Here is a 26,733-nt window from a genome sequence, read left to right as displayed (position 1 = left end):
AGGGGCTTTTTTAGTAAAGATATTTAAAATTTCACGTACCGTAGTATTTAATAAAAAACAAGATACATAATCAATAGTCTACATTGAATCTTATGTTGAACTCATCTGCTAAATGGAGTCCCTTCTCTTTTGTCCAGAATCCTGTAGGCGTTTTTTTTAATTCCCACTCTTTAAAACGATTTGGATATAATTCATTCAACATATGATAAGGACGACTACCCCAAAATTATAGCGCATTTAACATAGCAAATGGACTTGATTTCCAAAACTTTATACAAGGAGTTTGGAGTCGATGTTTTAACAACCATTTTTGTGAATATACATCTATTAACTCTTCACGAAACAAGTAAACGGACCTTTATTTAATACTTAAATTATCATTCCGATTTTTACCACAAATTCTTTTTAATTGTATAGCAGGTGAGAATTTTCTGTACTTATTTCGTTTTAGCTTCCATACTTTATGTATGTAGTGCATTCTTATCAATTTTCCCCATTACTTTAACTCGTAGGGGCATTAACTTTAGAACTCTGCTAATGGATAAGCAAGTTAATAATTATACTTGAAAATGGAGTGATACGATGAATAAGACGTATGATGTCATCATTACCGGTGCTAGATGTGCCGGCTCTACCCTGGCAATTTATCTTGCTAAGGCAGGTTTCCATGTGTTGTTAGTGGACCGAGCGAATTTTCCAAGGGACACATTATCAACCCATACCTTTTTCAATAATACTGTCGCTCTTCTTCGAGAAACCGGTGTCCTGGACAAGTTATTGGAAACAAAAGCACCGCCGGTACGGGATATTAAATTTCAATTTGAGGATACCGTGATAGAAGGTCTCATCCCTGAGGTTTACGGAGAGGAAAGTTGTTATTGTATTAGAAGAACTTATCTCGATCATATTCTACTTGAACAAGCCAAATCCCAAATGAATGTAACTGTTTTAGAAGGATTTCGTGTGACGGATGTCATCCGTGATGACGAAACAGTGATAGGCGTGAAAGGTTTAGACGGCGACAACGAGAAACAAGAATTTTTAGCTCGCCTGGTAGTCGGGGCAGACGGCCGATCCTCTATTATTCGCAAGCTGGTAAAAAGTGAACTCAAAATAAGTATTCCGGCAACAGTCGGCATCTATTTCGGGTATTTCTCTGGATTTCGCCACGATAATGTCCCTAAATTTGAAGTATACAAGATAAAAGATAACACAGCCATTCTCTTTCCAACGAATGATAATTTATATGTAATTGTCGGCATTTTCCCATTAGAAAATAAGGAATTGATAGAACGGTTGAAATTAAATCCGGAAAGCTGTCTACGCAATTTCTTTACAGATAACTTTCCGAATACAACAATTGGGGTGCGCTTGAAAAATGCAGAACTAGTAGAACCGGTCAAAGGCATTCTCGGATATGATAATTACTGGTATAAAGGAATGGGAAAAGGATGGGCGTTGGTTGGAGATGCAGTTTGTTTTAAAGATCCTGGCATGGCGCAGGGTATCCATGATGCTATATGTGGAGCACGTATATTATCCAATATTCTATCAAAATATAAGGGACAATCCGATCAATCAAATCAAATGTCTGAAGAATATCAAAAGGCAATAGAAGATGAGTTTATGGTTCGGTTTCATATGGGATGCCAAATTTCGAAGAATGAACGCATATCTGAACAACAGGATGCTGTCAACAAGCTAATCAGTTCCCATCCAGAGGCTATAGAGAAGTTTTTAGGGATTTACAATTATGCAAACGAGCCCGCTGCTTTAGAAAAAGAACTCGCACGAATTATGCAATCGATCTAGCAATGATTTTAGAGATTAAGTGATTTAAGGGGTAGCACGCACATTTTAACTTTTTTATACGCTAAGGGATTCTCAAAACTCAATAACACGATTTGAATTGAGTTTTTGATTTAAGGATGAGTTTTGAGACACTATTTAGGCTCTTTTCAGCACCTTTTACATTGGAACGCACTTGTCTCAAATACATACGTTTTTGAGATCAGATGATTCTCTTAGAGTAGTAAAATCAACGTTTTTTCATGTTGAATTTTGCTTAGCGTATATTTTCGTTAAAATGTTGTTGATACGCCTATCAAAAATCACAAATAAAAAAAGATAAGATCGGCGAACACGATCTTATCTTTAGCACAAGGAGTAAACAAAAGGATAACCATCATATTTTTATTATAATTTATTTTTTGTTAATTTTGAATATTAGAACCATACTTAACAAGTATATCTATATTGAGAAATTTATTACAAAATTAGTTATAAATGATTCAAAACTCCAAAGTAAACTTTTAGCCAAAAGTTTACTTTCATTTCCGCTTAAACATTAACTTTCATCTTATTTCATTGATGTTCTAAAAACAGCAGAAAAAGTATACATTCAAATTACTGAAAATAAAGGGATTGAAAAGTGAATGGATAAAAAGCAACTCATAATTGAACTCGAAGCAAAGAACACATCCAAGGTATGAAAATGGTCTCTTAAACGTCATTGTTCAAATCGTTATTATAATTTTATTTCTGATTAGAATTAATAATGGATTACGTGTAAAGCATTTGCTAAAAATGAAAACGAATGAGGGTTTTATGGTGATTTATGTTAATTGTTTTAAGAGGGTTTTTTATAAGAAAATCTATATGTATATATTGTTCCTTACTTTAAAACGTAATACAATATACACACAGCTTGTAAGCGAGGTATATTGTATTACGTTTTGTTTTAAAGAATTTAAATTTAAGGAGTGTTTATATTTAAATGTTTGAAGAACAGTTGCTATCTTTTTATGAAAAAAATTTAAGCCTATGGAATTTAGTTTATAAACATTTTTTAAAAAATTTAATTATTGTAGCTTGTAGTTTAACTATTGGTGGTATTGTAGTTTTTGGATTATTATATATAAACTTTGGTTTAAGAAATGGTATGTATGATTATATTTATATTTATTTAATCTATATTTCCGTTTATATAAGTTTATCTATGTTTATTTTATATGAATTCATAGTATATCCAGCAGAACTTTTTTCTACTAATAAATATGGTATTACATTTAAAAGTAGTAATTGGAGAATTTTCATTTATTTTATTATTCGATCTTATTTGTTTAAAGAACGAATTCTAGTTTGTGATAATGAAGAACGTAATAAAAATTCTTTGGAATTTCTAATAAAATCTTTGGAAAAAAGGAAAGAGACGGAAGAAAAACAAAACATTCTCACAACTATATCAACTTATGGAGGAATATTCTTTTTATTTTCTATACCAGTATGGTCTGGGCTTAATGCCTGGATTTTTAATCATGGTGGTATTAATACTTTATCAGATGCAGTAGCTTACTTTCTTATAATGATCGTATTCATTTCTATAGCTGTATTTTCAATTTGGATGCCTTTAAAAACAACTGTTTTAGATGATCTTTTAAGAAAAAAATCATCTAAAATTTCATATTTAATAACCGCTTTAGCTAGTATTCGTTTTTCTTTAGAGAACCCTAATTATATTAGAATAGAAAAAAGAATTACAATAAAACACCATGAAATTAACTTAATTATTAAAGAAAAAAATATATAAGGGGTACGGAAACGATTCTGGGTATGAAGGGCCACTCTGGGTTTTAATTACAAATAAAAAAAGAACTTTATTCAAGTTCTTTTAATCTAGGATACAGGGCGGCCTGGCTTACACCTGTAATTTGGCATATTTTTTTCACTGTTTTATTGGTGTGCTCCCGTAATTCAATCGTATGATTCATACCTGAGTGTTTATCCGTGTATTTCTTCAATCTCCCTCTATACACTCCTTTTTGTTTCGCTACATGACCATCAAGCTAATAATTTTAACAACACCCATTATGAAAATTTATTTTTTCGCAACTAAAAGACAAATAAAAAAGATCCTTAACAATTTGTTAAGGACCGCGGAATAAAACCGCAATTTGGGTTAAAACCCAATCAGTTTGTTGAAAATAAATTGCGATTATAATGGCAATTGTATTCCCAAAAGCAATGTTTCAAATGAATCTTAGCATACCTGTAACTATAATGGTATCAATAAAATATGGATTGGATTACAAATAGTGGTTTCCAATATTAGAAAAAGTTTAAAAATTAAATACTTCTCATGAAGAAAGAGCCTTAAGACGAACTTGTATCAAGAAATTTTTAGAGGAAGCATCCATAGCGGATGCTCTTTTTCTTTGCTATATAAAATTTATATAATAAATGAGAAATTAATTAAGCAACAGTTGAATACTGTAACGCCCCATACATTGATTCATAGTTAAAATATTTAAAACAAACGTTTGTATAATATGCCTATGCCTAATTTCTTTATCACATAAACAAAAAAATAAGACAATTCCATTTACATATATTCAAGAATTATAGTTAGTTATAACGTGAAATTGATTTTCTTATAGTTAATTAATCTTAAATATAAATATATATATTTCTGTAAGAATGCACCATTCTTCTCTATTTACTTATATCTATATTTTTTATAATTTATTATGATATAGATATTGATTTAAAATTTTTTGTACGAAATGAACAATTGTTATTTTTAGGAATTTACAACCCTTGCAATATCTTATTTTCTTAATTCACATAATTTTCAAATATAAAAATTGCATATGCTAAGATTGGGTATATAATAAAATTAACCCGTGGTTATAGTGTTTGCTCCGATTCAGATTATGAGATAGTTTGTTTTAACTTTTTTTACATTATCAAAAAAAGAACTTGTAGTCATTCCGACAAGTTCTTTTTGTTTTTTAGTTAAATATGAACTAATTAAAATTGTAGCTTTGAAACAAAGGTTGATTAAAGATAGTTCATAAATTCATTCTTTGGTACATAAAATGAAGCTGTTTTGAAAAAAAGATTAATCAAAATACCTTCTTTTCTTCTCTGATAAGCATTTTATTTTATAAAATATTTTAATTAAACACATTTAGGTTTCTTTATATATAAGGTTATTTGATTTTGAAATTAATCCCATAAATCTAAGAAATCTTCATCCTGTTTTCTCATTTGAACTAGATAGTCTTTAACCTTACCATAACTTAGGCTAATTTGTGAGTGCATTAGTGATATTGTAGCAAGATAAAGCTCACTTAAATTTATATCAGAATCTTTAAAGAAAGTATTTTTGTTAATTAACATAATGTTATCCTCTTTAACATCAAGGTGATTAAAAAAAGATAATCTAGGTATTGAGGTTCGAGCTTTTTCTATGTTTTCCTTAGATTCTATTTTTATAAAAGGATAATTTTTTTCCTTTAAAATACCGACAAGGATCTCATTGTTATCCACTGGATTTTCATATGACGCCATTGGATTTTTATATGGAGCTGATCCTATTAGGTTTTGGTTTTCTAACTCACCATTACTAGATCGAACAGGTCTTATAGACATAGATTTTAGGAATATGTTATATTTCGCTTGACATTTTTCGCTTGTAATTCTATATAATTTACCCGACAAATCTCTTTTATCCCCGTCTATCAAGCTTAACATTTCATCAACCATGTCTTTCTTAACTTGTGTCATTATATATTGTTTTAAAAAGGTTTTCTCTCGCAATTGTAGTATATGTCCTGTTGGTGGTTCTTTTTCAACATGTTTTAGAAATGAATTCAATAGAGGTTCCACCAAGACAGAGTCAAAAGTGCTTCTATCTATATCGACATATATTTTAAGCATGTTCTCATAATCTAATAAGTTTTTCTTCATTAGCGACTGAAGAAAGTTTGTTTTCTTAATATGAGTTGATATATATTTAGCAGTAAAATATTCTAAAAACGATTTGTGAATCTATTTATAATCAACACCATCTTTTGTTAATAAAGGTACATGCTGAGTTATATCAACAAATATGTCGTGAGCTTGATTCTTATTTGAAAAATAATTATCTTTTAGAACTTCTCTAATAATATTTTGTAAGGGATCAATCTCAAAGTTACTTATATCCTTTACAAAGCAATAATAAGCAAATTTTTGAAAGAAAAACTCTAGTTCATCTCTGGAAAGGTCACTGCCTCTGTCCCTTTTAAATTCATCATCTTTTGTTAAATCATGATCTGAATACAAAGCATCATAGACAGTACGATAGAAAGAAGCTTGAGTAAGAGGTAACTCTCTTTTATTTTTGTAAGTAACATAGAGCAGTGAAACAAACATTGGATTTTTCAAGAAGCTGTTAAAATGTTGCTCAGAGTTTTTAATGGTTTCTATTAATTCTTTTTGTAGACGATATCCGGTTATATTATCATATTTTCTTATTATCGAAAATGCCTCATCTAATTTTAGATTTCTAATTTTGTATTTTTCAAAAGTAGCAAGATTTAACCCGGCATCCGGTCTAGATGTAATAATAAATCGGTTCTTGTTAGCGTGAATTAGAAATTGTTTTAAATCTGCTGATACTTTTTCCCTATCTGAACGGGAAATTTCATCATATCCGTCTAAAAAAAATAGAAAATCTCCATCCTTAATTAGCTCTAGAATGTTTTCTTTATTGAATTCATCTGATAAATAGTTAATCTTTTTATATATTTCATCAAGAACAGAGTTATCATTTTTTAAATGTCGTAATTCGATGAATATAGGTAGTTGAATTCTTTGTTGCATAGCTGATAAAAATAAGAATTTTAGAAAAGTAGATTTTCCCATTCCCGCATTATCAAAAATTATTAGTTTAGGATGATTTTCAAAAAAGCTATCATCATAATTTAACAGCGTATACTCTGCTTGGTTCGCTAAATCGTTTACCCCAGCTTCTTTTAGAGTTAAAGGTTCGTATATATTCTCTAAAGATACACGTTTATCTTTTAAAGCCAGAGTAGGGATGGAACTATATTCAAAATAGCTCTTCTCTAAATAATTACTAAATTTTTCGGCTAATTCTTCATATGAATCTGCACTTATCTTTCTCTTATTAAAAACCTTCTTAATCTTCGTATCTAAATTACAGAATAGATACTTTGCTATTTCAGTTGTTGCAGCCCTAGATGCAGGTTCTAATAAAAGTTTTGATACTGTATCTATAGTTTCAACTTGAGCCACATCCTAACCCCCTTGTATGTAAAAATGCTAATAAATAAATTATAAATAAAAACAATTGAAATATGTACATTTTACCAAAAAATATTTATAGATTGGAAAATAGTAAGTTAAAATATGGTACGATTATTTATAGAATATAAAAAATGAGGTAGATAGAAATCATGAGGATACAAGAGATTGAAATATTAAATTATAAAACCACAGTAGATTTTAAGTTTAATTGTTTCAAAAATGGACTAAATGTTTTTATAGGCACAAATAATGTTGGGAAAAGTAATATTTTAGAAGCATTAAATGCTTTCTTTAATAGGAGTTATATAGATGATAATGAAGTTTCAAGATTTCTTAATCATCAAAAGGTTAATGAATATGATTACCCTGTTATAGGAATTGATTTTGATATTTCAAATTTAGGAATGTTATATGCCCACTTCCAACCAAATAAAGACAAAAAAGGCCTTGACAAAAATGTATATGCGCAAAGTACTAATTTAGCAAACACTCTTAAAGAGCATGTCCCTAAATTCATATATCTTTCTAGAACAAATGACTTTAAACAAACAATACAATCACTTGTTGGAATGATTTCCTTTGAAAATCAATTATATTCGAGGCTTTTAACGAATGCCAACCAATTTATGAGTGAAATATTTGATTCAACTTATAAGCTCTATTTTGATTATAGAAATTTAGATGATCCACAAATTAGATTAATTGATGAATTTAATGATGATGATATATTAGAAAACAAAAGTTCTGGTACACAAATGGCAGCGTTAATTTCTTTATTACTTAGTATTGGATTAAATGATGATAGCCCCAATGGTTTTATAGTGGCTATTGATGAACCAGAAACTAGTTTACATATCGGATCTCAAAAGAAGTTATTTGGATTCTTAAAGGAACTCTCAAAGAAACACCAGGTTTTAATTACTACCCACTCTGTAGTTTTTATAGATAAAGCACATGATGAAAGTATATTTTTAGTTAAAAGAGATCATTTAGGAAGAACGGATTATCATTTAAAAGAACATAAAAATGAAAATTGGAAATCTTTAAGAGAAATTCTGGGGACAACTATATCAGATGGTTTACTTCTTGGAGAGTATAATATTGTGGTAGAAGGGCGAACAGAACAGTTTCTGTTTCCTACAATGATAGAAATTTTAGTAAGTGAAGGATTACTAAAACTCGATACATCTATGTATAATTTTATTTCCGCTGAAGGATCAGCGAAGATAGAAGCTTTTATGTCAATATTAAAAGACAAGATAGAATTACCTTTATGCTTATTTTTAGATAATGATAAATCGGGATTGAATACTAAAAAACAAATTGATAATAAAATTAAATTTAGCGGTGATTTAATAATAATCCCCAAAAAACATAACTTCCAAGAATCTGAAATTGAAGATTTTTTAGATGATGATCTTCTTTATGATTGTATCAATGAATATTATACAAGACAGATAACAACAGGTTATACCCCATTAGAAGAACTTCAATTAAAGGAACTGAGAAGTAATCTAAAATTTAATGAATTTAAAAAAAATGTAGAAGGCCACATAGCAAGTAATTATCCTGAAGCAAACAAAGATTTGAATAAAATGGCTTTTTCTTTATTGATAAAAGAAAAATTGCGGTCTTCAAGTCAATTTCAGGAATTAGTTTCAAATTTTAAATACGTTGAAAAGTACTTTTTAAGAAAGTAAGCTGTATTATAAAAAATTTACAAACAAAAAGGAATCCATAACGGGTTCCTTTTTATATTCACATCAAAAGGTACACCTTTTGATGTATGTTAAAATCTAGCTAATTTAGTGCTTCGAAAGGTTCAAAATTTCATTTTTAAAGTGCTAAATAATTAATGGTACCTTTTGAAATATTTTAGGTCTCATTTCATTAGAAATAAATCCGTCTATATAACTAAAAAATGTGATATAATATCTATTGAACATATGAATAGGATAACAACTACCTGCTGTTGGCAAGTAGCAATTTATCTAATGAAAAGATCACTTGTTTCCAAGACAAGTGATCTTTTTGTATACATTCCCTAAGCTATTTTTGAAATCGAATAGATATTTTAATCTGTGTAATTACAATAGATTTGATTAAATTTAAAACTGCAAAAAGCATAATATCGTTCATATTTGTAGTAAGAAATATATGAAAAAGACCTTATTTGCATTAGGGTGTTTTTGACGTATTAATATTCTCATATACTGGGGCAACTTTTAGAGCTTTAGATAGTTTTTTTGTTTTTAAGATTATTTGATTTTTTATAGACATAACATAGAATGTTGGTTCCATTGTTCCTTTATCCTTATTGAAAGGAGCGGTTATTAAGTAATTACCACTACTGCTAATTACAATTTGGTCTTGATTGTTTTGATTGAAGATTAAATATTTCCTTTGTCTTTCAGCAGATTCTGCACCTAATCTAAAAGAAATGAACCCTAACACCAAAATAAAAACTATAATTGCAATTGTTTTAAATGGTTTAAATGGTGATAAAATCACCTGTATATATTTTTGTACAATGGGAGGAAGATAATAATATGCCAATGTAAATACATAAATAATACACCAGATTGATATGTACCAGTTACTATATATATCTATTATAAAGACCCACCCTATTAGAGGACTGATAAAGAATAAAATCATCAATGATAGAATTATTTTACTTTTAACTCCTTTCCGCTTTAACAGTAATTCTGGTATAAGGAAAACATATCTTGCAAAAATATAAATAGTTAAAGTAGTTGCTAACCAAGGAAATATTTCCAAAAAATATCGAGTTAAATCACTTGTATCTATTTTTAATAAAGAATAATCAGTTAAATCATAATAACTATGGTATCCATATTTAAATAAAGCAGCATAAGCGTAGGCTAAAGCTGTAAATACTAGCACTATAATAGCAGCTTGATTAAATGAGGTAAGAATCATATTGCTTTCTTTTGAGTTAGTATTTTCAGTTGATACAGAAGAAATGTTTGAATTCCATTGGTTACAGCTTTGAACATTTTGTGTTTTTGAAGAACGTTTCTTTTTTGCCAAGATATGACCTCCTATAAAATTTAAAATATTTATATCAATATATTAATCTAATTAGATTAAATGGTCAAAATAAAGGATGCAAATGTTACTTTGATGTAGTGATAGATAGGCTCTATTTGACTTTGTAGCTTTGAAAAAAGATTTGATTAAATATAGTCTACAAATCCTTGTTCTCTGGCACATAAAATGAATGCATTTTGAAAAAGAAGATTGTCTAAAACTTATATAGAATTCTTTAGTCGAAAAGGAATAAAAAAACAAGTTTGTTAGACAAACCACTTTTTCTTTTTACAATTTTTTCTTTTTGGTAAGTCAGGAAACTTCTTCATTGTGTCAACAGCATGCATGAGCGTGAAATATGGATGTTTTAAAATCATTTTCGGTCCGCTCTTTTTCATAACTTCCTTAACTAAACCTTTCATATCTGGTTTATAACAATGAATTTTGCAATTTTGACATGCTGGTTTCTTTTCTTGAAATGGACATTTTGATAAACGAAAATAAGCATAATCTTTTAATTTTTGACATTCTTCACATAGAGTATTTTGTTTATGTTCGTTTTTACAATATATATCAATCATAATGCTAATTGTTTTCTCTTCACGTTCAATCCGATTCATAAATTGGCGCCTCCTGTTTCAAAGTCTCTCTGCTTTGATTGTAAAACTTTTTAGAGAGTTTATTTAAATTTTTAATGACAGTTTTTCTAATGTTTATCTCTTTCCTAAGACTTAAATATGGTTTCTTCTTTTTCTTGTGAGCTTCGGGTGCCTAAACGACTCGAACAGCAAGAGTTCACTTGATTTTTCCACGTTATTAATTGATTCTATTGGAAGGTGAGGAGTATTTGAAGTTTACTGCTATATCAAATAATTCAGCCTTAGAGCACGCAATCAGCGTTTTGTTTTAGGACCACTATACAATTTTTAAATTAATGAATATGTGGTGGTACCGTTTTTTATAAAATTGGATTTTTAGCGGAATGAATGTTAAGTTAACTTTACATTTTGTTAATTATGGTATACATTGAGGGTAAGAGGTGGTGAACTTGACTATTTTTAACAAAGTAAAGGAAATTAGAGCTCGTTTTAATTTCACACAAAGTGTATTAGCTGAAAAAGTTGGAGTGACGAGGCAAACGATCGCAACAATTGAAAAAGGGGATTACGTCCCTTCATTATTACTAGCATTGTCAATTTGTGATGTGTTTGATTTGAAGATGGAAGAAGTGTTTGTATTAAATAAGGAGGAAGAAGAGGATGAATAGATTGATGATTTCTTATGTGATTAATGTACTTATTATGGCATTAGCATGTTGGGTATTCATAGAACTTTATTACGGCATTATAGAACTTGCCAATATTATTGAAGCTAAGAAAGCAGCCTTTGAAGTATCATTAAATATTACACCAGTCTTATTCTTATTAGTTATAGGTATTGTAATAACAATTTTTTATAAAATACAGCGGAAGAAATATAATGCCCTTTCATATCTGATGTATCCACTATTGTTTCCCCTAGAAGACGAACGTGAAAAGTTAATTACTGAAAGAGCTTGTCGTACAGCATTTGTTTCAGTATGGTATGTGTTAATCATCGCAATTGGATTTTTAGTGCTTTCTCCTATTTTTAATATGTATATTCCAGGATATCCCTTATACATTGTATTTAGTGTTTTCTTTATTCAAATGACAGTTTTTTATTTATCTTTATACCGAAATAAAATAATGTAAAGCGAGACCCTCTTGTAAAAGCAAGAGGGTTTCTTTATATGCATGATTTATAGTGATTCACTTAATAATTTTCTATTTTCTAACATATCATTTAATAGAATCTGTCCCATCATCATTGCAAAGTTATCCCTGGTTTTTGTATAGTAGTCATTAAGTTTTAATAGATAGTCTTTCCTGGGGACATAGGTGATTACAAATCCACGGTTTACTTCTTTAGGCAAAGGAATATATATATTTTTAACATCCTGGTTTGTATTGTTGGGATTTTTAAATAATAAATCATTTAGATTACTAAAAAATTCTTTTCCATTAGAGATAGGGTGAATTTTTTTAGCTATGTGAACACCATTATTATTTTTATTTGAATCTATTCCCCATATAATTACACCACCAGAAGCATGAGAAAAAAACGATATAGCTTTTTCGTAATTCTTTTTATCATCTATTGAGAGGGTACTAATTGTACAATTTTTTTTGCATTGAAATGTAAGGAATATATTCTCTTCTTGCTGTGTAATGATCATTTTTTGAATGTATGAAAATCCTTCTTGTTGAAACTTTATAAAAATCTTCTTCGCATTCGCCAAATTAAACATTCTCCTTTTCTGCTTTTTAGCAAAATATTTAAAAGAGTAAATCAAAACAAGTAAACTTTGTATAGGAAATATATTTTTTAAAATTCTAATGCTTTTGATTTATTTTTTATTGTATTAATATCCTGGCATTGTTGGGAGAGCTGGGCACATTCATGAAAAGCAAAATGTTTACATCCTACACATTTCGCTTTATTCAAATGTCTTAAAGCACAGTTAATTGCTTCTCCTGTATGATCAAAAAAGTTCTCTTTTCCAATCTCAGCATATAATCCATTCTTAATTAGAGTTGTTTTCAACTCTGATTGAGCCCCTGAAATGAGAAGTACGCCACCTTGTTTTTTAAAATGTTGGACAATATTCCTAAAGTAGACTTCGCCTGTTGTGTCAATAAAAGGAACCTTGCCCATACGTAAGATTAGAATTTTGGGTCTATAATGAATTGTCGCTAAAATGTTTTGTTCAAATGTTTGCGCAGCTCCAAAAAATAATGGACCTTCTATTGTGTAAATACTAATTTGAGGGCAATCATGAGCATTATTTACCACATGCGGTAATAATTTTTCATTCTTTGTTGTATGATCAGGAAGCACTTTTGACATCACAAGCATATTACTCATACGTTTTGTAAACAAAATAATAGCTAAAATAAGACCGATTTCCACAGCCGTTGTCAAACTTGTAAATACAGTAAGGGAAAATGTTACTAGTAATACAAGAGAATCTCCGGTCTTCATTTTAAGTATATGAACAAAATGCTGTTGCTCACTCATATTCCACGCTACAACCATTAAAATAGGAGCCATACTAGCAAGTGGGATGTGGGAGGCGTATGGAGCTAGCAGTAGAAGCGTAAATAACACAAATACTCCGTGAATCACACCGGACATGGGTGAAACAGCGCCACTTTTAATATTCGTTGCTGTTCGAGCAATTGCTCCAGTCGCCGGAATTCCTCCAAATAATGGGGTAACAATATTAGCAATTCCTTGACCAATAAGTTCTTTATTACTGTTATGTTTACTATTTGTCATCCCATCTGCGACGACAGCAGATAAAAGGGACTCAATACCACCCAACATAGCAATAACAAACGCAGGGCCAATTAAATGTTGGATACGCTCTATTGTGACCTCTGGTATATCAAACTGAGGTAGTGTATTTGGAATCGTACCATATGCTGTACCAATAGTAGGTACATGACCTGAGAAAAATATAGTTGCAATTATAGTCGAAATCAAAACACCTACTAATGAACCCGGTACTTTTGGCAAAATTTTTGGTGTTATGAGTATAACGAAAAAGCAAATCAAAGCAGTTACTACATTATAAAAATTAGTGGTACCGATATGAGTAAATATTTCTTTCAAGTTTGCTATAAAAGCCTCATGTTTTTTTATGCCTGTTAAACCTAAAAAACTAGGAATTTGTCCAGTGAATATAATAACAGCAATACCTGACGTAAAACCAATTGTTACAGGACGTGGGATGAACTTAATCAGCGAACCTAATTTAAAAATTCCCATAAGGCATAAGATAATTCCAGCAAGTAAACCAGCAAGTAGTAAATCTTCATACCCATAAGTAATGACAATTCCTAAAAGTATTGGAACAAAAGCACCTGTAGGACCTCCAATTTGATACCTTGAACCACCAAATAGAGAAATAAGTATTCCTGCAATACATGTTGTATATATTCCATACTCTGGTTTTACACCAGAAGCTATAGCAAAAGACATAGCAAGAGGAATCGCAACAACTCCAACAATCAGTCCTGAAAGAAGATCTTTTTGAAAATGCCCTAATGAATATCCTTTAAACCTTCCCGTAAATAAACCTCTCATTACAAACCCTTCTTTTCTATTTTTAATAAACCCGGATTACAAATAGGTTTCGCATTCGCTTATACAGGAGAATTTAATTTTTATAAAAGAGAACGACATCCTAATACTTACTATAAGTTTTGCTTAAATGGCGTTCTAATTTCCCTATATCTCCACCTTGTTGTACATGGAATTGTAATTTTTCCGCTAGAAGTTCTCCAGCCCGACTATCTAGCTTTTTCGTATCAATAAACGATGTGACTTTTACTTTATCTGGGGTAATATCTCTACGAAACATCTGTCCTGGAATATCAGACCAAAAACTATTCCATTCTTCTAATAATCCTATTTGATCAAACAAAAAGTTCTGAATGCCGCATAACCATGCTGTACAAGCTGTATTCCTTTTTTGACATCCAATACCATCTTGTAAATGTTGACATGAAAAGCAACAAGAATATCCACTTTTAATGCAAACATTACAAACGTGATGAGCTCCTATAGAGTGAAATATCTCAATTCCATGTTGGATGATATCTTCTCTTTTAGCCTCATTTCTCAATTTATTTCTCCTTTACCATTTCGCTTTCTGCTTCATCTAGCTCTTCTAACATAGAAATTGTATCAATTAAATGATTGTTAAAAATTTTCCGCGCAACCACCAATAAATTCATAATCATAGGATCTCGAAGGGAGTATAATACTCGTTTTCCATCTTTAGTGCCAACAACAATATTTTTCGCTCGTAATACACTTAATTGTTGAGAAACTGCAGAACCTTCTTTTTTAAGAATGCTTTGAATTTCATTTACACTTTTTTCACCTTCTGATAGAACTTCCAAAATCCCTATTCGTAAAGGATGCGCTAAAGCTTTAAAGAAATCTGCTTTAAATTGTTGCATTTCAGTTCCCATTAAAACACCTCTAGTATTTATTTACATTTAACATTTCAGAAGTATCCTATACATCTTCAAATGTTTGAATATGTATAGGATACTTCTAAAGCCAAGAATTATCAATACAAATTTAGAAACTTAACATAGGTAAATAAATGGTTTTTGGTTGAAATTACGATACTTTCTTTCGTACACAAAAATCCTATGTATCCTAGACTATACTTCTAGAGAAACCTTATACCAACAGGTTCAAAGGCGATTGAATACGGGAAAAATAAATAATGCATTTACATGAATAGACTCAAATAACGAAAAAACATTAAAGAAAAGAGGATTTACGGATCTATAAGAACGGAATATTTATTCAAGTAAGGGTGAGCTGTAAAAAAATGTAACAATCTAGTTGTAGTATGACGAATAATGAAAAGAACCCGTTAGTAAAAAACGGATTCTTTCCACTAGGTGTGCAAGAAATTCAAGGTGCCTCTGATAAAATCACTTGTATTTTTTAGTGCACGCACAAGTTTGAACAAAATATTTATTTGAACGTAAAAAGGATTTATTCAAGATAAAGATGCTTTTTGAAAAAGTAGGTGAACGCCTAAAGGGAATTAGTGAAAGACAAATTAATTTTGATGGGTTACTTGAAGAGTCGAGGGCAATTGTTATACACATTGATAAATAGTTGGTTACTTATATATTTTCTGAATTAGTAATTATAGAAATTAAAGAAGATGTATAAACTTCATATCCCTTATTCAGATTCACTATATTTGATAGATTACCTGTATTCGTAAAAGAAATATTAAATACAAAAAGGTATTAATAATATAAAAATACAATATATAAATTTAAGGTGTGTAAATCCATAAAAAGGCGATAATTTAGTATGTTTACAAAAACTGGTAGAAATTAATATTAATGTTTTGTTTGTTGAGGTGTATAAATAGAATTAATATTAAGAATATTCAATATTAATAATATCAATTTACTATAGTTTACAATTATGTAAAACTATAACCAAGATGGACTATTCTTTAAAACTTATCACTAATAAAGATTTAAAGAAATTTTTGTTTCATTTGCCATCAAGAAGGAATGGATATTTACATATAAAAAATGTATGCCAATTTGGATGTTACGTAAGTAGTTTGAGTAAACAGCTAATTTAATTTGGATTCTAAATAATTAATTAAAAGTTGTGATAGAAGGGATAAGGAATAGAAGTATTAATGGCTTTCTTAAAAGAATTATCTGAAATACTAGTATGAATTGCAGATAACGCAGTAGGATGTGAAAATTTATCAAACAAAATGGGGTGAATGAAACATGAAAGAAGTTGCGAAAAAAGCACAAATGATACGATTACAGAGGGAGGAGCATTGTAATCGTCAAGGAGATACAGAAGAGTATAATGCCAAGCAGGGGAATCTAGAAAGAAAGTGTATCAAGCTAGACAAAAAATCAGTTAAAAATCGAACGACAGAAGAAAAATGGGATGAAAGATGTAAACAAGCAGTTCAATTATTTAATCAAGGGACTGAATATCCAGATATTGCGAAAATAGTAGGGTGCAAAGTGAGTAGTTTGTATAGAGAGCTGAAGAAACGTGGAGTATTAGAAATGCCAAAGCAAGCAGCACCCTCTAAAACATTAAGATCACCCATAATACCAGCAAAAACAAAAAAATCGAGGTTTGAACGATATAAAGAGTATTATATGTATAAATAGAAGGATTAAAGACTATATAGTTGTTTATCTGAAAAATAGCTGCATCTAAGATTCTCTATTTTTCGATTTATCATAAAGTACACTTTTAGACATTACATTTAAAATTCTTATCAACTCATCTTTGGGGGATTAGTACAGATACCAAAATATTAAAAACATACATTTGAATAAATATTAAGGGATTTTTGAGCACTTGATCCTCAATGTACGCTAATATTTAGTGCTACACACTCTTCTAAAATGTATTAATCAAGCTGTACGCCACGTATAATTAATAGTCGTAATATATAGGTATATATATGAATTCTGTAAATGGAGGAGATATATAATGTTAACTGAATTACAAAAAAATTTTTTCTCAAAATTAAAAATTCCCCCAAGAGAAAATGTGAAATTTGAAGATTTACATAGAATTCTTTTGCAGATGGGGCACTTATTACCTTATGAAAACATAGACATCATGGAAGGAAATACGAAAGAATTTTCTAGAGAAAATATTGAAGAAAAGCTGCTTTTAAAGAATCGTGGCGGATTATGCTATGAAATTAATTCTTTATTATATTATTTTTTGTGTGATTGTGGATTTAATGTGTATCGAATAGCTGGAACTCTTTTTGATCCAAAAACAAGAAAGTGGAACCCTGATGATGGCCACGCACTTATCGTTTTACAACACCAAAATCAAAACTATATAATAGATGCTGGTTTCGCATCCTATCTTCCTTTATATCCTGTACCTTTTAATGGTGCCAGTATAACTTCTGTAACGGGTGAATATCGTGTTCGTAAACAAAATACGGAGAAAGGAACCCATGTGTTTGAAATGAAAAAAGGAAAAAATGGAGAAACTTCGCATTTTTTTGATTCGGACCTTAGTGATACCTGGTCTATCGGTTATGCTTTTTATTTAAATGCAATTAATGAAAAGAAAGTGAATGCTATACAAAACATGGTTATAGAGCATCCAGAATCGCCAGTAAATAAGGGGAATATTATTTGCAAATTAATTGAACACGGGCATATTGCACTTACTAAGCAAAGTTTTACAGAAACCCGGCATGGAAAGAAAATTAAAAAAGATATAACAGAGAAACAATATCATCAAATACTTAAAAATGAATTCAATATTTTTTAGACAAGTAAGATGTAGAAAGTAAACTATAAGATTTTCAACGCATTACGCCCTCATTTGTAGAAAAATGGGGGTTTTTAATTAATAAGTGCTTGAAAAGTTCTGAAATATTTTTATTTTTATGAATTTTTCTATTGTTAATAGGATAAATTCAGCGATATATAACTTAAATTTATAACGAAATACTATAAATGCTTATTGAATAACAGTGAAAATAACATCAAATATCTCCATTTTATTAAAATAGTACTACATTCATGGGAAATTTGTTCAATTGTATATATATAGATATTATTTTAAATAGTTATTAATAACGAAAGAGGAGAGGGAAAATTATGTTCAATCAAAGAACAAAAAATGGCGTCAAAAAAATCCTAGCAATTACAGCAGCTAGTACGGTGTTTTCGATGTTTGGATCATCAATTTCTATCATAGAGGCGGCGTCTGCTCCAGGAGTTTATGTTACACCTAAAAATAGTGTTTCTTCAGATATTATTAGCATAGACTGGTCTCCTGTTCAAACAGCACCTTATACATATTGGGCTGTACATAACTGGAACCAGGGGGGAGAAGCTGGTGGGTATGCTGGATTCCAACAACAAAGCGGTTTTGATGAAAATGGAAAGCGTACTTTGCACTTTGCAGTTTGGGATCCTATTTCTTCTAAGGAAGCAATAAAAGCAGAATATGTATCCCCTACATCAGTTGCAAGTAATTTTGGTGGAGAAGGAACAGGTCTTAAAATTCAGACGACATATGATTGGAAGAATTATAATTGGTATCGCATGACAATGCGTTCTTGGCAAGAGAATGGACACACAAAATTTGGACAGTGGTTAAAAGATGTTTCAAAAAACCAATGGAAGCTTATTGGGATTATGGACTTTCCAGTTCCTAACGTTACATTTAACTATGGACAAACGCTGTTTCAAGAAGACTGGCTTGGTAATGGACAAGATGTAAGAGAGGCACGTGTAAAAAATGGATATGGAAGAAATATCTCAGATAAAAAATGGACATCTTGGAATACTCAATCAATAGAGGGGCAAGAGCCATTGAATAATAATTGGGATGGGGGAGCTACTTCAGAATATCTTTGGTTTAAGGCTGGGGGAGACTCTCGATCAACTATTGGAACAGGAAAAACATTTACGTTAAATCAACCTAGCCAACCTGAAATAGGAAAACTAGATTATGATGTAAAGTCTATGTATTATGAAAATGAAAAATTAAATATAACTTGGCAATTAAAAGATAGTAGTACACCTCAATTTAAGGGGAAAATTGAAATTTATAATAATGAAAATATGACGGGCCAACCGATTAACGTAATTAATGATATTAAATCTTACCAAAATGGAATCAGTCAATCTATATCATTACCAACAAATACTTATGCAAAAATTGTATTAACAGATATATTTGATCAAACTGTTGAAAAAAAGGTGAAAATCAAAAATGAATCTCCAAACATTTTAGAAGGGGATCGGTTTGCATGGTCGATGAAGGGTATAGGAGATTTTGAATTTGCAAAACTTGATTTAAATAAATCAACAGAAGAATTGCAAGTTAGTTTAATAGCAGGTACACCACACAATTATTTTGATAGTACGTATGCAAGTATTAAAGTACAGGATACATCAGGTAAAGTGGTATATAACAAAGAGATTTATGGGAATACCCAACAAAATGCTGAATCAAAAACAGTCCCAGTAAAAGTAGGCAATTTTATTGAACTTACACACCTAGAAGGTGGAGAGAGGGCGACATTAACAAATCTGGATAATAATAAACGCGAAAGCTTTGATAAAAAAGTAATATATGAAGTTACAAAGGATGGCCTGAAGAAAGTAAATCAAATTGTTAATCCGAAACCGGACACAGAAGCTCCAACACAGCCACAAGGATTATATGCAAGCAATGTTGCATCAGACAGTGTAGAGCTAAAATGGAATCCTTCTACAGACAATGTGGGTGTAAAAGAATATCAAGTGTTACGTGATGGACAATTGATTCAAACGGTACAAGGAACGACGTTTACTGATCAAAACTTAACAGCTAATAAGGAATATAAATATGCAGTGAGGGCTGTAGATGCAACTGGAAATACATCGATTCAAAGTGATATTCTTCCAATTAAAACAAAAGATCAAAATGTATCTTATGAAAAATGGGATCCAAAGAAGGCATATACAAAGAGCGATAAAGTAGAGTATCAAGGGAAATTTTATGAAGCGGTTCAAAGCTATCAAGGAAATGGAGATCCTACTTGGATATTTGCCTTATCTTTATGGCAACCATTTAAAATGATATAAAAGTCTTTTACTTAATTTTTATATATTCGTTTAGTGGTCTCAAAAATATGTTTAGATTTTAGCAGAAGATTTCAAAATTGTAAGGGGAAAACTTAAAAACTGTATATAAAGTAAATGGTAGTAAAAATACCAAATCTAAATTTTGTTAAGAAAATGTACTGAAAAAATTGATTATATCAAGTGGGAAATAGCTTTATCACTGAGAGAAAAAAACTGTACACAGGGCATCTAAAAAGATACCTTAGCAATAACGACAATTAGGGAGAAGTATTAACTAAGGTACCTGGGTGGATGGTTGCATAGTAAATATGCAATTTTGAGCATTGTTGAATGTATTGGGATATTCAACAAGTTCAGAGTAACACAAAGTTTCTGTTAATTCAGCCGGTAAATTTGTCCAAAAAATACGAAGCTATAAATTCATTTTTTACCTCTATTGTGGATTTATAGACTCTAATAAACATGTGATTTGAATTTAAAAGAATACTTTTATAGACTTTTACTTGTCTATTATGAAAAATATACGATTTAGGAAAGTTCCTGAGCATATCATTAAGATTAGGTCACAGGATATATATAACCCTTAAATCATGAGACTCGAAAATATCTATGCATATCTTGTCATAACACCAAGACTTTTGGTAACTCTTTATTAATTAGAGGTGATGTCATGTTTGATGAGAATGATAAGCTGATTAGGAGGCATAGAGATGGAACTAACTAAATTGGAAAAGGTAATTGTTATTAGTACTTTTGTTCAAGGATTAGGTGAGGAATTCCTTGAAAATAGCAAGGACAATCATTCTTTAAAACAGCTACTTAGAGAGATAGAAAAGGTGTTTAATGATTCAACATCAAATCAAATGCGAGAAGCAGCTGAAAGTGTACTAGAAAAATTTATTTATGATTTAATAAAAGAAAACAATCTGCCACTACCAAAAATAAATTAAGATTTATTGGAGAAAGAGAGGGCAGTAAGGGAATACCTATAAGGAATCGCTACAGTTTCCCTATAAAAATCAATATCAAGCTTGCATAAAGAATAATATATAAAGAGATTATTCTCTTTATATATGCCAAAAGTCAGTTACTTGTTTTCGAGAATCATGTTTTCTAACTATCTTCATTATTTTCTGCATTGTATTTGGTGATGGCACATAATCCTTGTCATTACACAGTTGACCTAATGTATTTCTGTTTACCTTACTAGCTTTAGAAAAATCCTGAATTGAGTAATTGTAGCTAGCTAAAAATTTAGCTAGCTTTGTTCTATGTCTCCCAATACCTCTACCCCACACGTTAATCTCCTCCATAATCTTTTTTAATCATCCTTGTCCGAAATGCAAAAAACTATACGCAATTGCACAGAAAAATTTGCATATTGTACAAGCTATTCACAATAAGATGTATCAAGGTTGCTACCAAAGTAGCTATCAAGATACCTCTACCAAACTTCTAAGTTTGTAAGTCCATGTATCATCGACATTCAAAATTCTGTTTATAAAGGGGAAATTTATATGTTAACTACATTTATCTCTTTAGGAGCTTTAGGAGTAACGACAATTGGAGGGGCGCTGTTAGAAAAGCATCTTGTAAAAAACGATTATGTTGCAGCAGCGAAACTTGTAAGCGAGGGAATATATCATGGTATAAGGATAGGTGGAGTTTGTTTCATTGGTTATGTATTCATTCAAATTGTGGTGATGTTTTAAGGAGGAAATTACATGGGGATTTTAAAGGATTGGCTTCATAAACAAACTTTGAAGAATCGACTTATAGAGGTGTTTGTAAAGGCAGGTTTATATGTAGATCATCAAACACGAGGTGGGAAAGTACCCATTTACCCGAAGATACATGATATTTCTTCCTCAAAAGAAAAGGTTCGATACATATTTACCATTCCAAACGGATTAGATCCGAAAACCATTGAAAAGAAGTGGTTTTGCTTTCAACAAATATTAGGGCGTAATGTAGCAATTGAAGGTGATATTAAAAGATTTGTACTTAATGTGTTTCATTCGGATGCTGGGCTACAAGCATACAATTACAGTTATAAGAAGTGGCAGCCATTACTTATACAACATCATCTTCCTGTAATTGTGGGGCGTGACCAATTTGGAAATATGATTACGTATGACATGATTGCTTCAAACACGCCGCATCTTCTAATTGCAGGAGAGACGGGGAGCGGGAAAAGTAGTATGGTACGCGTTGTACTGTCTACACTTATTCAATATATGTCTCCTGATAAATTACATTTGTACCTGGGCGATTTGAAGAATTCCGAATTTCATTTCTTGCGAAGGGTGAAACACGTAAAAGAGGTTTGCATGGAAGAAATAGAAATGAAGATTATGCTGCAGAAAGTGTGGAAGGAAATACGCGAACGTAGAAAATTGATGGAAGAGTATGAAGTAGATCATATTGACGAATACAACAAATTAAATCCTGATAATCAGAAACCATATATCTTACTTGCTATCGACGAAGTGGTTATGTTGCAAGATGAAAAGGAATGTATGTCTATAGTTGAAAAAATATCGGCAGTCGGAAGGGCACTTGGAGTTTTTTTAATGCTAAGTATGCAACGACCTGATGCAAAAGTGTTGGATGGTAAGCTAAAGCTCAATATGACGGTTAGAATGGGCTTTAAATGTGATAGTACAATTAATAGTAATATTATGGGTACTCCTGGTTCAGAACGCTTGGAGCAATCTGGCCAAATGATATTAAAGTTAAATGGATTAAAGAAAGTACAATCTCCTTATTTAGAATTAAGTAAAGCCAAGAAGATAGTTGAACCTTATCGCGTTCCGAAAGAGAATATAAAGTTGCAAAACCTACCACAAGAAGAAAATCAATTATTCGGGGTGTTAGATTATGAGGAATAGAGACAAAGCCATACTAAACAATTTGAAGCGTTTTAGATGTATGTCTCGTGATGACATTATTGATTTGCATTTTCAAGGATTAAAGAACGCGGTTACATGCTGTAATACGGTGATGAAGCGATTAAGAAGAGATGGTCATGTGAATGCCAATATCTCGCAACAGCCATACATTTACTTCCCTCAATCCAGCACACTTCGCAAAACTAGCCAAAAGATCCCCCACTTTCTAGGCATATTAGATGTGTATAAACAGCTTAACTATTATGAAAAACCTAAACTGTTTAAAGTGGAGCCAAAGTACGGTAAAGAATTCATGGAACCTGATGCATTTACAATTTGGCGTAGATCTCCATTTTTCATTGAAGTCCAGAAGTCAGTTTACAGCAAAAAAGTTATGCAAGATAAAATAAATAGGTATGAATTATACTTCCACAGTCAGGAATGGCATAACGAATCTTGGCAGCCAAAAGAATCTAAATTCTTTCCATCAATACTTATAATTACTGAAAAGTATTATAATATCAGCTCTTTTAGCCTACGTATTTTTCAAGCTTCTTCAATTAGTAATTTCTTGAATAGCCTTGCTGTAAAAGCACAGTAACAGTCCCTAATTAGGTTTTTCTTTCTAAAGAGGTTTCTTAATTTACATCTACGTTTATTAGGTCATCATTGACTGAATTAGTTCATATATATTTAGCCAATGTGAATTCTAATACAGTTTCTGTTATTAATACAAGTAGCAATGCTGTTATCGCAACAATTTCAGTATATACATTCCTTATTGGTATTTCTATAACACTAAATGGTTAAAAAGCTTTTGTAGTAATAGAAGTATTTTTCGGAATCTATTTCTTAACGATTCGCCTCTCATCAATAACATATGATAATTGATATTAATCAGTATCTTTTATTTGATACAATCGTTTGATTAGGCGTTCTTAAGTAGTGTTTGTTAACCTTCCGGGAACATAGTTACTTTCAGCGCATCGTCTCTTTAGTTACCGAATCAATTCCACATACTTTTGGTAGGAGGAATATTACCTGGGATTTCGAAAAATGTTTACATATCCTTATAACAATAATTGATATTGGATGTTTTCTACCTTAAAAGCTAGTTAGGCAATAAAAATAACATGAATGGACATAATAAGTTTGGTAAATTCATGTATTACTTTTTTAATCCTAGGTATTATATTGCTTATAAAAGGATGTGTTAGAAGTGAGAATTGGAGTAGTTAAAGAGATAAAAAAGGGAGAAGCACGTGTAGGAATGACCCCTGAAAATGTTCGGAAGTTAGTTGAAGAAGGGCATCAAATCTTAGTAGAAAAAGATGCAGGTATTGGATCAGGATATACAAATGATGAATATACAGGCGCAGGTGCAAATTTAGTAGCACAAGGAGAAGCTTGGGAAGTCGATATGGTAGTTAAAGTAAAAGAACCATTACCTGAAGAATATCGTTACTTTAAAAAAGATCTTATAATCTGGGGTTTTTTACATCTGGCTGCGTCGAAAGAGTGTGTCGAAGCACTGAGAAATGCTGGTACTACTGCAATTGCAGGAGAAACAATTAGCGAAGATGGTGTTTTGACATTATTAAAACCAATGAGTGCAATTGCTGGGCGTCGTGCTGTATTTATGGGAGCATATTATTTAGAAAAACAACATCAAGGAGAAGGGATTTTATTATCAGGTATTGAGGGAATCCCAGCCGGAAAAGTTGTAATCCTAGGTGGAGGGAATGCTGCAACTAATGCCTGTGATATGGCAATTGGAATTGGATGTAGTGTTACAATCCTAGAGGTTAATCAAGAAAGAATTGCATATTTAAGAAAGCAATACGCAACAGAAGAAGTAAATATAATTGAATCTAATACTGAAAATCTAGAGCGAACGATTAAAGAAGCAGATTTATTTATTTCAACAATTTTAATACCAGGATCTCGTCCTCCTAAAATTGTTAAAGAGTATATGGTTCAATCTATGAAGCCAGGAAGTGTGATTGTGGATATTGCAATAGATCAAGGTGGTACGGTAGAGACAGTCGATCATTATACAACTCATGATAATCCTATATTTATTAAGCATGATGTAATCCATTATGCAGTACCAAATATGCCTGGTGCTACTCCACGTACTTCAACTATGGCCTTAGCAAATGGAAATATTGAGTATTTACTAGAAATAGCTAAAAATGGATTGGAGAATGCAATCCAAAATAAACCGGCTTTAGCGACGGGGGTAAATATTTACAAAGGGACAATAACTTATGAGAATTTAGGTACAACACTAGAATTAGATTATAAGCCATTGAAAGAAGTGTTAATATGAGTAATGAGATTTTACCACTTAACATTGGGAATATAAAAAAAGCACAAAAAATTTTAGATGGAAATGCTAGAAAAACGCCTTTGGTTAAATCTTTCTATTTAACCAGTAAAACCGGTGGAGAAATTTATTTGAAGTTAGAAAATATGCAGTTAACGGGTTCATTCAAGTTTCGTGGTGCATTTAATAAAATTTCCCAACTAACAAATGAAGAAAAAGAACGTGGTGTAATCGCTTGTTCAGCTGGAAATCATGCACAAGGTGTTGCATTATCTTCTCATTTACTTAAAATTCAAAGCAAAATTGTGATGCCAACCTCTGCACCGCAAGCTAAAGTGGATGCGACGAGAGGATATGGTTCTGAAGTTATTTTATACGGTGATACATTTGATGATGCAAAAGCGAAATGTGAAGAAATTATAAAAGAAACAGGCGAAACATACCTACATCCATATGATGATGTAGAAGTAATGGCTGGCCAAGGGACAATTGGGTTAGATATTCTGGATGATATGTGGGATGTTGATACTGTTATTGTACCTATTGGTGGAGGAGGAATTATTTCAGGAATTGCTGTAGCGCTGAAATCATTTAATCCCTCCATTAATATTATTGGAGTTCAAGCTGAAAACGTACACGGTATGAAAGCTTCTTATGATGCTGGAGAAATTGTATCACATTATAAAGCTCCAACAATAGCGGATGGTTGTGCAGTTAAAATACCTGGAAATTTAACCTTTGAAATTGTAAAAAACCTAGTAGATGAAATTGTCACTGTATCGGAAGAAGAATTAGAAGTAGCGATGAAAGACTTATTGCAACGCGGAAAGGCTGTCGTAGAAGGTGCGGGAGCATTAGCAACAGCCGCTCTTCTTGCAGGCAAAGTTGATAAATATGTACAGGGTAAAAAAGTAGTAGCGGTTATTTCAGGTGGCAATGTGGATTTAAAACGTATTTCAAGTGTATGTGAGCATTTCTTTGTTGCCAATGAAGTAAAATAACGATTGATGAATGTATATAATAAGTTGATATTGCTAAAAAGGAGCTAGGATGAAACATCTTAGTTCTTTTTTGTAATATCAGGATACTATTTAGACAGAGTTTGTTTAAAAACAAACTCTTATACAAGGGGTACAGCCAC

General features: G+C 31.1%; 25 protein-coding genes. 15 read left to right on the top strand and 10 right to left on the bottom strand.

Annotated features, from left to right (window positions below; translation table 11 throughout):
- Positions 1-582: 582 nt before the first annotated feature.
- Complete coding sequence (locus HMPREF1014_RS23810; protein ID WP_001044756.1) at positions 583-1,812, top strand: NAD(P)/FAD-dependent oxidoreductase; 1,230 nt, start codon at positions 583-585, stop codon at positions 1,810-1,812.
- 964 nt (positions 1,813-2,776) lie between these two features.
- Entirely contained in the window at positions 2,777-3,589 is an 813-nt protein-coding gene (locus tag HMPREF1014_RS23805) for a hypothetical protein (protein WP_000461370.1), read from the top strand.
- Positions 3,590-3,656: 67 nt separating this feature from the next.
- On the opposite strand, the gene HMPREF1014_RS30755 is transcribed toward HMPREF1014_RS23805, so the two are convergent.
- From HMPREF1014_RS30755 to HMPREF1014_RS23800, 3 genes are all read right to left on the bottom strand, one after another.
- Entirely contained in the window at positions 3,657-3,800 is a 144-nt protein-coding gene (locus tag HMPREF1014_RS30755; RefSeq protein WP_255259073.1) for a resolvase, read from the bottom strand.
- Positions 3,801-5,007: 1,207 nt separating this feature from the next.
- Positions 5,008-5,751, bottom strand: a complete 744-nt coding sequence (locus tag HMPREF1014_RS29285) for a hypothetical protein (RefSeq protein WP_009327532.1) — start codon at positions 5,749-5,751, stop codon at positions 5,008-5,010.
- Positions 5,752-5,832: 81 nt separating this feature from the next.
- Positions 5,833-7,083 carry an NACHT domain-containing protein gene (locus HMPREF1014_RS23800; protein WP_000079575.1) on the bottom strand — a complete coding sequence of 417 codons (1,251 nt, stop codon included), beginning with the start codon at positions 7,081-7,083 and terminating at the stop codon, positions 5,833-5,835.
- A gap of 161 nt (positions 7,084-7,244) precedes the next feature.
- On the opposite strand from HMPREF1014_RS23800, the gene HMPREF1014_RS23795 reads away from it, so the two are divergent.
- Positions 7,245-8,795, top strand: a complete 1,551-nt coding sequence (locus HMPREF1014_RS23795) for an ATP-dependent nuclease (protein ID WP_001222537.1) — start codon at positions 7,245-7,247, stop codon at positions 8,793-8,795.
- 478 nt (positions 8,796-9,273) lie between these two features.
- Here the strand turns inward: HMPREF1014_RS23795 and HMPREF1014_RS23790 are convergent, their stop codons facing one another.
- Together HMPREF1014_RS23790 and HMPREF1014_RS23785 are read right to left on the bottom strand one after the other, a co-directional pair.
- A complete protein-coding gene (locus tag HMPREF1014_RS23790) occupies positions 9,274-10,149 on the bottom strand; it encodes a hypothetical protein (protein ID WP_001085167.1) in 876 nt (291 codons plus the stop codon).
- Positions 10,150-10,415: 266 nt separating this feature from the next.
- A complete protein-coding gene (locus HMPREF1014_RS23785; RefSeq protein WP_001079531.1) occupies positions 10,416-10,769 on the bottom strand; it encodes a nitrous oxide-stimulated promoter family protein in 354 nt (117 codons plus the stop codon).
- A gap of 428 nt (positions 10,770-11,197) precedes the next feature.
- On the opposite strand from HMPREF1014_RS23785, the gene HMPREF1014_RS23780 reads away from it, so the two are divergent.
- Both HMPREF1014_RS23780 and HMPREF1014_RS23775 read left to right on the top strand, forming a co-directional pair.
- Positions 11,198-11,416 carry a helix-turn-helix transcriptional regulator gene (locus tag HMPREF1014_RS23780; protein ID WP_000151823.1) on the top strand — a complete coding sequence of 73 codons (219 nt, stop codon included), beginning with the start codon at positions 11,198-11,200 and terminating at the stop codon, positions 11,414-11,416.
- Positions 11,409-11,882: a hypothetical protein gene (locus HMPREF1014_RS23775; protein ID WP_001080995.1), complete on the top strand. Its 474-nt coding sequence runs from the start codon at positions 11,409-11,411 to the stop codon at positions 11,880-11,882. Before HMPREF1014_RS23780 ends, HMPREF1014_RS23775 begins: the two co-directional genes overlap by 8 nt.
- A gap of 47 nt (positions 11,883-11,929) precedes the next feature.
- Here HMPREF1014_RS23775 and HMPREF1014_RS23770 read toward each other — a convergent pair whose 3' ends face one another.
- The 4 genes from HMPREF1014_RS23770 to HMPREF1014_RS23755 form a co-directional block, all read right to left on the bottom strand.
- Positions 11,930-12,469, bottom strand: coding sequence for a hypothetical protein (locus HMPREF1014_RS23770; RefSeq protein WP_001262250.1), 540 nt, complete (start codon positions 12,467-12,469; stop codon positions 11,930-11,932).
- A gap of 86 nt (positions 12,470-12,555) precedes the next feature.
- Positions 12,556-14,319, bottom strand: a complete 1,764-nt coding sequence (locus tag HMPREF1014_RS23765; protein WP_001214626.1) for a SulP family inorganic anion transporter — start codon at positions 14,317-14,319, stop codon at positions 12,556-12,558.
- 100 nt (positions 14,320-14,419) lie between these two features.
- Positions 14,420-14,860, bottom strand: a complete 441-nt coding sequence (locus tag HMPREF1014_RS23760) for a hypothetical protein (RefSeq protein ID WP_001243315.1) — start codon at positions 14,858-14,860, stop codon at positions 14,420-14,422.
- Position 14,861: 1 nt separating this feature from the next.
- Positions 14,862-15,212 (bottom strand): ArsR/SmtB family transcription factor, encoded by a 351-nt coding sequence (locus HMPREF1014_RS23755; protein ID WP_000536396.1) that lies wholly within the window; start codon positions 15,210-15,212, stop codon positions 14,862-14,864.
- Positions 15,213-16,523: 1,311 nt separating this feature from the next.
- Here HMPREF1014_RS23755 and HMPREF1014_RS23750 point away from each other — a divergent pair.
- The 4 genes from HMPREF1014_RS23750 (at position 16,524) to HMPREF1014_RS23735 (ending at position 21,322) form a co-directional block, all read left to right on the top strand.
- Entirely contained in the window at positions 16,524-16,925 is a 402-nt protein-coding gene (locus HMPREF1014_RS23750; protein ID WP_000665642.1) for a hypothetical protein, read from the top strand.
- Positions 16,926-17,253: 328 nt separating this feature from the next.
- Positions 17,254-18,060: an arylamine N-acetyltransferase family protein gene (locus HMPREF1014_RS23745; RefSeq protein WP_000954714.1), complete on the top strand. Its 807-nt coding sequence runs from the start codon at positions 17,254-17,256 to the stop codon at positions 18,058-18,060.
- A gap of 332 nt (positions 18,061-18,392) precedes the next feature.
- Positions 18,393-20,372: a DUF3472 domain-containing protein gene (locus HMPREF1014_RS23740; protein WP_000483136.1), complete on the top strand. Its 1,980-nt coding sequence runs from the start codon at positions 18,393-18,395 to the stop codon at positions 20,370-20,372.
- Between the two features lie 710 nt (positions 20,373-21,082).
- Positions 21,083-21,322, top strand: coding sequence for a hypothetical protein (locus HMPREF1014_RS23735; protein WP_000424047.1), 240 nt, complete (start codon positions 21,083-21,085; stop codon positions 21,320-21,322).
- Positions 21,323-21,439: 117 nt separating this feature from the next.
- On the opposite strand, the gene HMPREF1014_RS32515 is transcribed toward HMPREF1014_RS23735, so the two are convergent.
- Complete coding sequence (locus tag HMPREF1014_RS32515; protein ID WP_043308935.1) at positions 21,440-21,685, bottom strand: helix-turn-helix domain-containing protein; 246 nt, start codon at positions 21,683-21,685, stop codon at positions 21,440-21,442.
- Positions 21,686-21,889: 204 nt separating this feature from the next.
- Between HMPREF1014_RS32515 and HMPREF1014_RS23725 the strand changes: the two genes are divergently transcribed.
- The 6 genes from HMPREF1014_RS23725 (at position 21,890) to tdcB (ending at position 26,593) form a co-directional block, all read left to right on the top strand.
- Positions 21,890-22,084: a hypothetical protein gene (locus HMPREF1014_RS23725; RefSeq protein ID WP_000958231.1), complete on the top strand. Its 195-nt coding sequence runs from the start codon at positions 21,890-21,892 to the stop codon at positions 22,082-22,084.
- A gap of 12 nt (positions 22,085-22,096) precedes the next feature.
- Positions 22,097-23,263 (top strand): FtsK/SpoIIIE domain-containing protein, encoded by a 1,167-nt coding sequence (locus HMPREF1014_RS23720; RefSeq protein ID WP_000511837.1) that lies wholly within the window; start codon positions 22,097-22,099, stop codon positions 23,261-23,263.
- Positions 23,253-23,864, top strand: coding sequence for a replication-relaxation family protein (locus HMPREF1014_RS23715; RefSeq protein ID WP_001245890.1), 612 nt, complete (start codon positions 23,253-23,255; stop codon positions 23,862-23,864). Before HMPREF1014_RS23720 ends, HMPREF1014_RS23715 begins: the two co-directional genes overlap by 11 nt.
- 68 nt (positions 23,865-23,932) lie before the next feature.
- Complete coding sequence (locus HMPREF1014_RS30745; protein ID WP_157466033.1) at positions 23,933-24,073, top strand: hypothetical protein; 141 nt, start codon at positions 23,933-23,935, stop codon at positions 24,071-24,073.
- Between the two features lie 409 nt (positions 24,074-24,482).
- Positions 24,483-25,595, top strand: a complete 1,113-nt coding sequence (ald, locus tag HMPREF1014_RS23710; protein ID WP_001219755.1) for an alanine dehydrogenase — start codon at positions 24,483-24,485, stop codon at positions 25,593-25,595.
- Positions 25,592-26,593 carry a bifunctional threonine ammonia-lyase/L-serine ammonia-lyase TdcB gene (tdcB, locus tag HMPREF1014_RS23705; protein ID WP_000064086.1) on the top strand — a complete coding sequence of 334 codons (1,002 nt, stop codon included), beginning with the start codon at positions 25,592-25,594 and terminating at the stop codon, positions 26,591-26,593. Before ald ends, tdcB begins: the two co-directional genes overlap by 4 nt.
- Positions 26,594-26,733 lie beyond the last annotated feature (140 nt).

The sequence above is a fragment of the Bacillus sp. 7_6_55CFAA_CT2 genome, from assembly GCF_000238655.1.
GTDB lineage: Bacteria > Bacillota > Bacilli > Bacillales > Bacillaceae_G > Bacillus_A > Bacillus_A cereus.
The sequence above is the reverse complement of the archived record's forward strand: the minus strand, read 5'-3'. Positions and strand labels throughout refer to the sequence as shown.